We start from the raw sequence: 11,807 nt of genomic DNA, 5'->3' as shown, positions 1-11,807 counted from the left end.
AGATGGCGGTTATCTCTCATTCTGTCAGCAGGAGATTTTTTGAGTAAGTCAGATAATGATGATTTCATACGGCAGCGGCAGCTGAAGATAATTTCGGCAGCGAAAACCTGTTTCAGCCTTTCAGGTTTTCATGGCGCAAGTATGGCTGATATAAGCCATGAATCGGGTTTGGGGGCAGGTCAGATTTATCGGTATTTTAGCAGCAAGGAAATTATAGTTAACGAGACAATAAAAAGTATTGCAGAAAAGTGGCGAATTTTTTTACTGGATAATTTTAAAGTTAATACCAGTACATCTAATATTGTCGAGACTGAATCGGAGTTCTGGCAGAATTGGTCTTTCAGAGATCGCTGTTTACTGCTGGAGATGTATTCGGAAGCATCACGTAATCCATCAGTGCGTGAGATAATCGAGCATGAAGAAAAAATACTGGTGGCGGAACTTGATACATTATTCAGGCATAAAATGCCTGCAGCGAGTCCGCAAAAGCGCAGCAATCGTATTCAGTTTTTACTGATGCTGGCAGATGGGGTAGCCTGTCGTACGTTCGGAGATAAAAATGTTGACCAGGAGGAATTAGCGCGGATCAACAGCATTCTTGCCGGCCATCTTTTTTCCTGAATCACGTGACACTGTGCTGATTAATGTCGCGGGTAACCTTATCGAAGAATGCCATAAAACTGGTATCAATTTCATGCTGTTTCATACAGCGGCGAATGATCAAGCCGTCTATCACGAGTGACATAACATACAAGCGGGTGTGAATGATATCAGCATCCAAAGTCGGATTGAGAGCCTGCTCCTGAGTGATGAAATTCTCTTTTAATACCTGCCAGGCATCATAAATAATCTGACGAATGCGTTCATTTCTTGTGGATTCTGATGATATATCAATGAGTAGTACAATGCTGCTTTCAACTTCTTTTGACAAAAGGTCGTGTGCGGAATGTGTGACCTTACCTGCATCAGCAAGTTTGTCAAAATCAGCTTTCAGTAAAGCTGTCATACGCTGCACAACATTTTCGATCAGTTCTTCGATAATCGCTTCTTTATTTTTATAATATTTGTAAATCAGGCCGACGCTGACATTTGCGTGCCTGGCAATACTCTGAACCGATGTTTGATAAAAACCTTTCTGTCGCATACAATATTCGGCTGCTTGAAGGATTTCTTTTCTGCGATTCATGATTGCGCTCATTTTTTAAATTATTTTACTTTATTTTTTACTGCTTAAGTCTATTAGATTTTTAAGAAAAATTCAATTGCAATTTTCTTTTCGGACTTAAATATCACCCCGAATAATTATATGAAAGAGATTGATTAAAGTATTGTGGTTCGGATAACTCCAGCATCCTGAAGTATAAACTTTCTGTTCTCAATGCAAACGTATTAACGATGAGAATTTATGGATTCCTGCGGCACAAACGGTGTCGAAACCAAGACAAATTTGGTCTTTACCTAAATTTCTGACCACAATAAAACAGGAAGTTAAGAACTTAAAGTTTAAGTGCCTCTGAGCACACCTAAAACGAAGCTGGAAACGTCTCATAACGGCGGTGAGCTTTTTCTGCGCCACCCGTTAATAAACAATAAAGCATGGCAATCATAGCCTTGCCTGGCTCGTCAGTGAGATACTATTGAGGTGATGTTCGTTACTATACGCGTATGAAAACTCAGGAATTCAGAAAGAAATGAAAGATTTGGCAGGAAACGCCAGTTATCTCATAAGGCTTTTTGCAGTTGTGGCAACAGGCTTAGCGGCAGGTCTGGCAGGGATGGCGCTGGGGCTGATTTTACACACAGTGCAGCACTTCGCATTTGGCTACAGCATGTCACATGTTATCGGTACGGTATCTTTTCTTCAGGGCGTCACTGATTCTTCCTCTCTGCGACGCATTGCAGCCATTATGGCTGGCGGAGTCATCGCGGGCTTCGGATGGTGGTTGCTGAGTCGTTATGGCAAACCTCGCGTATCGATCAAGGACGCTGTCTCTGTGCCCTCACGGGCAATGCCCCCGGGCACCACGACCGTTCATGCGCTGCTACAGATCGTGACTGTTGCGCTGGGCTCCCCACTGGGACGTGAGGTTGCCCCACGTGAAATGGGGGCGCTTGCCGGAGGCGCTATCGCACGCCGGTTGGGCTTAAACGAGGGCGAGGTCCGGATTCTGATTGCCTGTGGTGCAGGCGCTGGCCTGGCGGCTGTCTATAATGTGCCACTGGCAGGGGCCTTGTTTAGTCTGGAAGTTCTGCTGATCGCTTTTAGCTGGGAAAAAGCATTCGCCGCCGTCGTCACCTCTGCGCTCGCGGCTTGGATCGCCACATTTGGCCTGGGGAATGAATCGCAGTATCATTTTCTGTCCGTTGCGCTTCCTCATACCTTTATACTCTGGGCCTGTCTCGCGGGCCCGCTGCTGGGCCTGGCGGCATGGGGATTCCGGATTATCACAGGGAAAGCCCGCGCCGGGGTCAAAAATAACTGGCAGATGCCTGTTATCTGTCTGATTGCCTTTACTGTGCTCGCTGTCCTGAGTCTTTATTATCCTCAGTTACCGGGTAACGGTAAGGGACCGATGCAGATGGCCATCAGTGATGAACTTGATTATCGCCATGCTGCTGTTTTGCTGGGACTGAAACTTCTGGTGATCCTGGCCGTTCTGCGGGGCGGCGCGGAGGGCGGCCTGCTGACGCCCGCCCTTGCGGTCGGCGGGCTATTGAGTCTTCTGCTTTGTGCCGGATGGCAGCTTATTTTTCCTGGCGGTAATGCCCCCAGTTTTGCACTTGTTGGAGGCGCGGCATTTCTGGCGGCATCCATGCAGATGCCCCTTACCGCAGTCGTCCTTGTGATGGAATTTAGCCAGATGGAGCACAGTTATTTTGTTCCGGTGCTGTTATGTACGGCAGGCTCATATCTCACCTGCCGTATCCTCGATGGAAAGTATTGATACTGAAATGGCGCGAACGTCAGTTAAATGACAGCTGTAACTGTAACTGACGTCGCCGCCAGGGAATAGCAACCTGGAAAAATCAATAGTCGAACAAGGCAAAGGATATTTTCTTTCTCCACTTGGTTCTAATGTCAGGAGTAGTATTTCTGAAAGGCGGTTAAGAGCCATCAGCAGACGTTGCTAACAATATTCTGTTCGCATCGACGGGGAGCAGGTTCGACTCTTTCTTTTACAGCCTGTTTTTTTCCGGATAAATGAACCTGTGGACCGGGCGCTCATTGGCTGAGTGCCTGGTGTTGGATTTAAAGACCCAGTACGCCCGCCAGGCCACCAATATCCCTGATTTCATGATACTGATAAAAAGGCGTGCCCGGCTCGTGGCCACGCTGTACGAAAACCTTATGAACAATGCCCATATCATGAGCCGTCATCAGGTCATAACGCATGCTGGATGAAACGTGCATAATCTCTTCCGGTCCGCATCCCAGTTGATCCAGCATATATTCAAACGCCTTCATCTGCGGTTTGTAAGCCTGCGCCTGCTCTGCGGTGTACACCGCGTGAATGGGGGCCCCCAGTCTGGGCACATGGTACGTGATTAAATCGTTCATCGAATTCGTCAACAGAACCAGGGGTATCTCTCTGGCCACCTTGCTCAGTCCGGCAGGAACATCCGGATGCGGTCCCCAGGTCGTCACAGCGTGATTAATAGCCGCACAGTCCTCGTCGTGGCAGACAATTTTCCATTTTTTACAGGTGCGTCTGACGGAATTGTTCACGACTTCCGCGTAGGGTTTCCAGGCACCAAGCACTTCATCAAGACGATAAGCCGCAAAATCTTTAACAAACGCCGCCATATCGTTGCCGTTAATACGATCGGCAAATTGTGTCCGGGCTGCACCGGCCATATCGAAATTGATCAAGGTACCGTAGCAGTCGAACGTAATATATTTTGGTTTGAACAGTGACATCGTCATATTCTCCTGGTTGTCTGTTTTGTTTAAAGCATGCTGGCGATCATTTTTAATTAAACATCTCTTCCATTACGTCGGTCATGACAGCAAGAAGGTAGTGCGCGTTTTCCGCAGAGAAAACCAGGGGCGGCCGTATTTTTAAAACATGACTGTCCTTACCACAGGCGCTGATGAGAATCTGGCGCGACCTTAAACGGTTAACTACATCCAGCGCATATTCCCCGGCCGGTTTTTTAGCTGCATTATCGCTGACCAGCTCCGCGCCAATAAATAATCCACTCCCTCTGACATTGCCAATAACGGGAAAGCGTTGTGCCAGCGTATTCAGCCCGTTAATCAGTAACTGGCCTGTTTCAGCGGCGTTCTGTTGCAGCTGTTGTTTTTCGATAACATCAAGCACGGCCATCCCGGCAGCGCAACTGACCGGGTTACCGCCAAACGTATTAAAATAACGGGCTATCCCGGCGAAGCGTTGCAAACAGGCTGGCCGGGCAACCACGCCACCAATGGGAAGACCATTGCCCATGGGTTTCCCCAGGATGACTAAATCGGGAACAATACCGTGGCGCTCAAATCCCCACATGTGCGTGCCCAGTCGGCCAAATCCTGGCTGAACTTCGTCGGCAATAAACAGCCCACCCGCCTCACGAATCGCCTCTACCGCCCCCTGCAAAAAGCCTGCCGGTCCGGAATAAATTCCATCGCTCGAAAAAATAGTATCGGTGACCAGCGCGGCGGGACGAATACCGTGGCGCTGCAGATCGGCTATGGCGCTGCGCACAGCCTCTGTAAATAAATCGGCTGTATTTCCCTCGCCCTGGTGATAAGCATTGGGTGCCGGGACAACACGCACGTGATCGCCCAGCGGCACGCCCTTACCCAGCGACGGTGAGATTTCAGCAACCGCGGCGGTAATGCCGTGATAGGCATTTTCCGTCACAATGATGCCCGTACCGTCTGTGTGGCAGCGGGCAATACGAAGCGCGAGGTCGGACGATTCACTGCCTGTGCAGGTAAACATGACATTGCTTAGGGCTGACGGAAACGTTGAGACCAGCCGTTCGGCATAATCCAGTACCACCTCATTCAGATAACGTGTATGCGTATTCAGCGTGCATAATTGCCGACTGACCGCGTCAGTGACGGCGGGATGACAATGCCCCACTGCGGGTACGTTGTTATAAACATCCAGATACGCTTTACCATATTGGTCATAAAGCCATACACCTTCACTGCGAACGACGTGCAGCGGATGTTTATAAAATAATTTATATGAGGGACCCAGCACACGGCCCCGACGCGCAATTAACGCGGCGGTATGGGGATCCAGGATGGTATTTTCAGACGGTTCGTAGGCATTGACCATTAGTGCAGGTTTCATCATTCCCCCTCAGTTACAGGCCGCGCGCAGTATTCTGCGGGCAGATAAAAAATCGATCGTTATTAACCGGGAAAGTCCCAGCCACGCAGAGTGGGTATTTTTTAAGATGTATTTTCTGTTTTCCTGATAGAGACGAGCGCGATATTCGGTAATGACGATCGTCATACATAATCTGGCGATAATCAGGTCATACAGCATGTCAATTTCTCCCCTCTCGAGCGGAAAGACAGAGTGATAGCCCTGCACTAAAGGAATAATATGATCAAACGGATTCTCACCTGAAAGATGATAACTTGCTGCAATGGCAATATCGTTCACGCGCGCCGTATGCGTCATATCACCGAAATCAAAAATACCCGATATACTTGCCGGTTCGTGAGGTGACATGACAAAATTATGCGGATTCATATCGGCATGTATGATCTGCTTACTGAAGTTTCTTATCGGCCCCACAATCCGCGTATCGATGTTGTCGAAAAACTGATAAACCGCTTTCCATTTTTTGTCCGGGCAGTGACCGGGCAAAAAGACCTGACAGTCAGCGATATGACTCAGGTCCCAGTTTAAAGGCCGGAACGCACCATCATGACGAAAGTCTTTTAAAACGTGTCCCAGTCGGGCCAGCATCACACCGATATTAAAGAACTGTGCCTCACTGTGCGGTAAAGTTCGCAGAGGCACGCCGTCCAGCCAGGTGCTGAGCCAGGTCAGACGCGGTGGCGTCCCGGACTGAGCATCCAGTGTCTGACTTAATAATACAGTCTGGCCGGTCCGACTTTTTATGATTCTCGGCACTGGTAAATCCGGTGCCTGACGGGCTATCCACTGCAACGCCTGCACCTGCAGATCCGTTGTTTCGGGACAGTCAGCGGGGTTGGCCAGCCGCAATATACCGCGCTTCCCGGAAGCATCCTCCAGGCAAAAAAGCTCATCCCGCTCGCTCGCCAGCCGGTGAGCACGGGCCTCCCAGCCATAATTTCGCCTGACAAAATCCTCAATGCGCTGCGGCGAAGACGCGTCCACCGACGTGATCATACTGGCATAAAGCCGGACATCATAAGACTGCGCCATAGCTTGTCCCGGTGTTGAAGCAACCGATTTCACAGCCGCCCCGTTACCCGACAATAAAAAGTGCGGATGATGGCACAGCGTGATTATCCCCCCGATGAGGTTGGCTGAAAAATAAGACATAATGGACTGACTCTCTATAGCCAATCCGGATCAATTTTTATGTCCACTCCACAATCCGTTCTGCTCTGTGACCTTATTCTTCAGGATATTGATGCCGGTGCGCATCGTCCCCTGCAGGTCAGGATTTTCAGCATTATTCAGAAGGCGATACTGGGTGGCATGTTGATTTCCGGATCCAGGCTGCCCTCAACACGTCAGCTTTCTGCTGAGCTCGGTGTGTCACGTATGACGCTGACGCTGACCTATGACAGACTCTCCGCTGAGGGCTACATTCTTTGCCAGCGTGGCAAAGGCACCTTTGTCGCCGACATTGCACCTTCAGCAACTCCCCGGCTGGTGCCTGCGCTCTCAGAGGCCCAGGCGGCGTTGTCATCGCGGGCGAAAATCATGATTTCAGGTGTTTCCGGCGTTTCGCAGCATGCAGGCGCGTTTGTGCCCGGGGTAGTTGAAACCAGTAACTTTCCCTTTCCGGTGTGGAAGCGCATGCAGAACCGCCATATCCGTCGGCCCGCGGCGCACATGACCGGCTACGACAGCGAAGGTGGCTATTTACCTTTGCGCGAAGCGCTTGCGCATTACCTGCAGGTTTCCCGCTCGGTGGTGTGCCAGCCGGAACAAATCCTTATCACCATGGGCAGTAATCAGTCACTGAGCCTGTGCGCCCATATGCTGGCGGATCCCGGTGACAGTGCGTTAACAGAGGACCCCTGTAACTGGAGCACCGCCCTGCTCTGGCAGGCAGCAGGACTGAACGTTATCCCCGTACCCGTTGATGATCAGGGCATTGATATCAGCCAGTTTTCGTTTGCGGCCCCGTTTCCCAGATTGCTGTTCACCTCGCCGTCACATCAGTATCCGATGGGCGTTGCGCTCACGTTGCAGCGCAGGCGTCAGCTCACCGAACTGGCTGCCGAATACGGCTTCTGGATCGTTGAGGACGACTACGACAGCGAGTTCCGTTACGACAGGAGTCCGGTCTCGTCTCTGCAGGGGCTGGACTGCTACCAGCGCGTCATTTACTGCGGGACGTTCAGTAAAGTCATGTTTCCGGGATTACGCATCAGCTATATGGTGTTGCCGGAAAAACTCGCGGGCGCCTTTAAAAAAGGGCTGGTTCAGCTTTATCGCCCCGGCCAGTTTACGGTGCAGGCGGCGCTGGCTGACTTTATCAGTGAAGGCTATTTTTCCACCCATATCAGACGGATGCGCGGGATTTACGCTGAGCGTCAGCACACGCTGCGCAGCGCGCTGACTCAGGCTTTTGGCAATGAAGTCACGATGTCAGGGGGGAATGCAGGGCTGCACCTGACGGCCCTGTTTAACGCGTCAGTTGATACAAACAGGATGACGGCCAGTGCGGCCAGCAAAGGTGTCGCGTTAAGGGGGCTCGGGCACTATTATTTTCAGCCCCGTCAGAGCAACGGCTTTGTGCTGGGCTACGGTGGCATAAAGAGCGAAAACATTGCTTCGGCCGTCAACATTATGGCGGAATCAATCTGACGGGCCTTTAAGCAGGCATGAAGAGCGATAACAGACATGACAGAAATGTTGTAGAGGTGTGATATGGTGACCATCGATACACTGATGCGAAAACATTGCTCAATGTTGTTATGGTCCCCTGAAAACGGGAACTGACTTTTGTAACGGTGATTCCTGTGCTACTTGAAATACCTGACTCAGACTGAGTTGACACTTTGCTGACTGAAGAGCTCATGATAGTAACCGGGCGTAGTCTGCTATCAGCGATAAGCAGCCACTTGAACAGTAAACTAACAATAGCTGCTTACCGCCATTGCTCTTACTCGATATCTACAGCCAGTGAATTCCGCATCACATAATGATCAAACGAAATTACCTTTCCAGAAATACTTTATCTGACACAACTTGAATGCGGTTTTCTTCCACCAGTAAACAGCAAGACCATTCATTTATTAATCAACTACCGGATTACTAAAATTTTTTTTTCTCAACTCACCAAGAGGCTTTAATTTCAGACATCATGACATGGTTAAGATTGTAGCCTCGTCCTATATTTTGATGAAGCGATAAATACCTTTAAGGAAATCTTTCATGCTTGCACAATGCACTCTTAAAACAGCCTTAGCGGTGGTGATAAGTTTCGCCGTTTTTGCTGCACCTGTTTATGCAAATCCCGGCAATGGCAATGGCAATGGCAACAGCAGTCACGGTAATAATGGCGCGCACGGAAATAAAGGGCAGGGTTACACACAGTCGAAGAACGAACATGGATATCGCAAGAATGGCAGACAACCCGATCATGTCGAATCTGACATCAACTTTTCCCGTGCACGTGCCCTTGCCATCAACTATGGTCTGGTGGGCTATCAGTCGCTGCCGCCGGGAATCGCTAAAAAAGTTGCGCGTGGTAAACCATTGCCACCGGGTATCGCTAGGAAAAATTTGCCAGCATCAATGATAAATGCACTGCCTCATTATCCGGGCTACGAGTGGCGTGCTGTGGGCGATGATTTAGTGCTTGTTGCGTTAAGCACTGCGGTTGTGACCGCCATGATTAACGGTGTGTTCAACTAATCACTGTTCTGCGGCCCGGCTGAAATCAGCCAGAGCCTCAGGACAGTGATGCATAAGTTAATAACCTGTTGCCTTTAATAAGTTGCATACAAATCAGGTGGTATGTGCTTCTGGGACAAACCGGACGTGAGCGCAGAAAGTTTACGTCCGGTAATCCTGCAAGCCTGTTTTGGTACTGACGGGCTCACTGAGAAGAATGAGGGCACTTATTATCTCGTTTTGCCTTGCCGGGTCAGGCTCTTCCCTGAACAGCAGACTCAACCTGGCAATGACCTTCGCCCGGCTGACTGATTCAGCATCATAAAAAAGGGCTTCCACTGCCTTACCGATATAAACATGCGATGCATTGCTACAGTTTCCATCACACATTAACTACCTCACCCGCACTGAAGGATGCAGCCAGATGGCCTCAAGCCCGGCTCTGGCTGCAGGATGATTATCAGAACGTTTCCCAGTTCGCTTCCGGCGTTCTGACGGCCGGCAGAGGCTTTAACACGGGTGTGGCCACCTTAGCCCCCGGCGTCAACAGTCCGGAAGAAGGCACGCGGAAAACGGCAACCGTTTTTTCAAGTTCAAGCGCCTGTTCCTCGAGACTGCTGGCCGCTGCGGATGACTCTTCAACCAGCGCAGCATTCTGCTGGGTTGTGGTATCCATCTCCGTCATGGCCTGCGCAATCTGGGTAATTCCCCGGTTCTGTTCGTCAGACGCAGCGGCAATCTCGCCCATAATATCCCTGACCTGCGTTACAGACTTGACGATATCCTCCATCGTAACACCGGCGCGGTTAACCAGTTCAGTCCCGTTACTCACCCGGCTCATGGATTCACTTATCAGCGCCTCAATTTCTTTGGCAGCAAGTGAGCTGCGCTGTGCAAGGTTGCGGACTTCACCGGCAACAACCGCGAATCCCCGTCCCTGCTCTCCTGCCCTTGCCGCCTCGACCGCGGCATTGAGCGCCAGGATATTCGTCTGGAAAGCGATGCCGTTAATGACGGAGATGATTTCACCGATTTTACCTGAGCTCTGACTTATTCCGCCCATAGTGCTGATCACGTCACTGATAATTTCCCCGCCGCGGCTGGCATTGTGTGACGCCTCGGTGGCCAGCTGGCTGGCGTGATGAGCATTCTCCGCATTCTGCTTAACGGTGGATGTCAGTTCTTCCATACTTGCAGCGGTTTCGACCACCGCAGCCGACTGCTGCTCTGTGCGTGAGGACAGGTCGGTGTTACCGGCCGCAATTTCAGATGAGGCGCGGGCAACGTTATTCACACCGTCCCTGACCCGGGAGATGATGTTACGCAGGCTCTGGTTCATCGCGCCCACGGCAGACATCAGCTCGCCGAGCTCATCGGTACGGGAGGTGGTGATTTCGGAGGTCAGGTCACCTTCAGCAATGCGCTGTGCAGACGAAAGGGTTTCTCTCAGCGGGACGGTGATGCTCCGCGTCATCCGCCAGGCAATCAGGAGGCTGAGGATGATGCAGGCAAGGGTTGCAAAACCAATTTCCCAGAGTGCGTTCTGGATATACTTCGCAGCCAGCTCTGACTGAAAAAACGCGAGGCCGGTGATGGACTGACTCAGTTTGCCTGCCGCTTCGGTCATTTCATCTGAGGCCAGACTTTCAGCCTTCACCGAAAGGAGGTAATTATTTAACTTTACGGAGCCCGAACTCATTTTTTGCTCCAGGTCTGCCAGCAATGCATCAAGGGCGCTGTCAGAAACGCCTCTGAGCGGGTTCAGAAGCGGAGAAATTGTGTCACTGACTCCACTGAATTTATCAAGCACCGAAGCCTCCGGCTTTCTGATAAACTCCTGGACATAAAATGCTGCCTGCTCTGTTTTGAAGCTGAGTGAAAGAAGTGAAGTAACAATATCAGCAGAAACGGAAGCCTGGCGGGCGACCAGTTTTTCAGCCAGTGAGACCAGGCCCAGTGTGTGTATTTCACTCAGCGCAAGCGCGGCCCTGTCGCTGCTTTCAAGAAAGGCCTGACGCTTTCCCTGGTACTGCGTAAGAATCGTACTCAGGAGAGAAAGCCTCTCTTCCCCTTCGGCTGACCACGCGTATTTACTGAGGCTGTTTCGTAAACCAAAAAGCTGATTCATTGCCTCGCCGTTAAGGTCGATAAACTTTTTCTCGCGGGTGTACTGAAAAAGGGTGCGGTTAAGTCTGGCTTTCGCCAGCGTGTCCAGCATCTGAACGGTGACGTCACGCTTGGCCGAGTTATCCTGAATGCTTAAAAAGCAGCGAAACGCCAGCGCCGATATGATAACAGAGGCCAGTATGACCAGCGTAAAGCCCAGCCCCAGCTTACCGCCAATTTTTAAACCCCTAAATTTTTTTATAATATTCATTTAAATTACCCCAGTGTTGAATAATGCCCTGAGCCATATATCACCTCAGGGTTCAACTGTTTATCGGCCAGAAAGATGTATTGTTTATGCCTGTTCTGGTTGTCAGTATAAAAATAATGAATTTTATTGACGCAAATCACTTAACTTCCCCTTTGCCTTTAACACCTGAAATTAATGGTATGAATTATCCTTAAGGAAATCGTCTGGTACCTAACCTTTTTAAGCGATGCGGTACTTTTAATTTACCCTGACGGATGCTTTAACTTAATTTCAGAAAGTTAACGCAACCATTAAAAACGTGAAAGCCTGTGAGGTCAGCGACAGAAAATTAAATAAACGGGCAGGTATGGCATTCTGCAGCAGCATACATCTGTAAAAACTCAGAATTGCGTCGCATCTTTATA

The 11,807-nt window shown here is 50.1% G+C and carries 9 protein-coding genes; 4 read left to right on the top strand and 5 right to left on the bottom strand.

Going from position 1 to position 11,807, the window contains the following annotated elements; all coding sequences use genetic code 11:
• Window positions 1-39: 39 nt before the first annotated feature.
• Window positions 40-621: a TetR/AcrR family transcriptional regulator gene (locus tag GC087_RS23675; protein WP_058702430.1), complete on the top strand. Its 582-nt coding sequence runs from the start codon at window positions 40-42 to the stop codon at window positions 619-621.
• A 1-nt stretch (window position 622) separates the two neighbouring features.
• Here GC087_RS23675 and GC087_RS23670 read toward each other — a convergent pair whose 3' ends face one another.
• Window positions 623-1,186: a TetR/AcrR family transcriptional regulator gene (locus tag GC087_RS23670; RefSeq protein ID WP_058702578.1), complete on the bottom strand. Its 564-nt coding sequence runs from the start codon at window positions 1,184-1,186 to the stop codon at window positions 623-625.
• Window positions 1,187-1,691: 505 nt separating this feature from the next.
• On the opposite strand from GC087_RS23670, the gene GC087_RS23665 reads away from it, so the two are divergent.
• Window positions 1,692-2,945 (top strand): chloride channel protein, encoded by a 1,254-nt coding sequence (locus tag GC087_RS23665; protein ID WP_058708842.1) that lies wholly within the window; start codon window positions 1,692-1,694, stop codon window positions 2,943-2,945.
• A gap of 305 nt (window positions 2,946-3,250) precedes the next feature.
• Here GC087_RS23665 and GC087_RS23660 read toward each other — a convergent pair whose 3' ends face one another.
• Genes GC087_RS23660 through GC087_RS23650 form a run of 3 tightly spaced genes read right to left on the bottom strand, consistent with a single transcriptional unit; the run spans window position 3,251 to window position 6,374 of the window.
• A complete protein-coding gene (locus GC087_RS23660) occupies window positions 3,251-3,919 on the bottom strand; it encodes a haloacid dehalogenase type II (protein WP_058702432.1) in 669 nt (222 codons plus the stop codon).
• Window positions 3,920-3,971: 52 nt separating this feature from the next.
• Window positions 3,972-5,303 (bottom strand): aspartate aminotransferase family protein, encoded by a 1,332-nt coding sequence (locus GC087_RS23655; RefSeq protein ID WP_375094329.1) that lies wholly within the window; start codon window positions 5,301-5,303, stop codon window positions 3,972-3,974.
• 9 nt (window positions 5,304-5,312) lie between these two features.
• The gene (locus GC087_RS23650; RefSeq protein ID WP_324030693.1) at window positions 5,313-6,374 is read right to left on the bottom strand and encodes a phosphotransferase; all 1,062 of its coding nucleotides are present in this window, start codon (window positions 6,372-6,374) and stop codon (window positions 5,313-5,315) included.
• Window positions 6,375-6,533: 159 nt separating this feature from the next.
• Here GC087_RS23650 and GC087_RS23645 point away from each other — a divergent pair, with 159 nt between their 5' ends.
• Window positions 6,534-7,994 (top strand): MocR-like pyridoxine biosynthesis transcription factor PdxR, encoded by a 1,461-nt coding sequence (locus GC087_RS23645; RefSeq protein WP_058702435.1) that lies wholly within the window; start codon window positions 6,534-6,536, stop codon window positions 7,992-7,994.
• Between the two features lie 570 nt (window positions 7,995-8,564).
• Window positions 8,565-9,047 (top strand): anti-virulence regulator CigR family protein, encoded by a 483-nt coding sequence (locus GC087_RS23640; protein ID WP_324030692.1) that lies wholly within the window; start codon window positions 8,565-8,567, stop codon window positions 9,045-9,047.
• 439 nt (window positions 9,048-9,486) lie between these two features.
• On the opposite strand, the gene GC087_RS23635 is transcribed toward GC087_RS23640, so the two are convergent.
• Window positions 9,487-11,403: a methyl-accepting chemotaxis protein gene (locus GC087_RS23635; protein ID WP_058708845.1), complete on the bottom strand. Its 1,917-nt coding sequence runs from the start codon at window positions 11,401-11,403 to the stop codon at window positions 9,487-9,489.
• Window positions 11,404-11,807 lie beyond the last annotated feature (404 nt).

It is taken from the genome of Pantoea sp. JZ2 (genome assembly GCF_035191405.1).
In the GTDB taxonomy this organism is placed as follows: Bacteria; Pseudomonadota; Gammaproteobacteria; order Enterobacterales; family Enterobacteriaceae; genus Pantoea; species Pantoea stewartii.
This window is presented reverse-complemented; position numbering and strand designations above follow the sequence as displayed.

Coding starts and splice junctions, on each gene's coding strand:
- GC087_RS23670 (WP_058702578.1), bottom strand. CDS start 1,186: ATGAATCGCAGAAAAGAAATCCTTCAAGCAGCCGAATATTGTATGCGA.
- GC087_RS23665 (WP_058708842.1), top strand. CDS start 1,692: ATGAAAGATTTGGCAGGAAACGCCAGTTATCTCATAAGGCTTTTTGCA.
- GC087_RS23660 (WP_058702432.1), bottom strand. CDS start 3,919: ATGTCACTGTTCAAACCAAAATATATTACGTTCGACTGCTACGGTACC.
- GC087_RS23655 (WP_375094329.1), bottom strand. CDS start 5,303: ATGAAACCTGCACTAATGGTCAATGCCTACGAACCGTCTGAAAATACC.
- GC087_RS23650 (WP_324030693.1), bottom strand. CDS start 6,374: ATGGCGCAGTCTTATGATGTCCGGCTTTATGCCAGTATGATCACGTCG.
- GC087_RS23645 (WP_058702435.1), top strand. CDS start 6,534: ATGTCCACTCCACAATCCGTTCTGCTCTGTGACCTTATTCTTCAGGAT.
- GC087_RS23640 (WP_324030692.1), top strand. CDS start 8,565: ATGCTTGCACAATGCACTCTTAAAACAGCCTTAGCGGTGGTGATAAGT.
- GC087_RS23635 (WP_058708845.1), bottom strand. CDS start 11,403: ATGAATATTATAAAAAAATTTAGGGGTTTAAAAATTGGCGGTAAGCTG.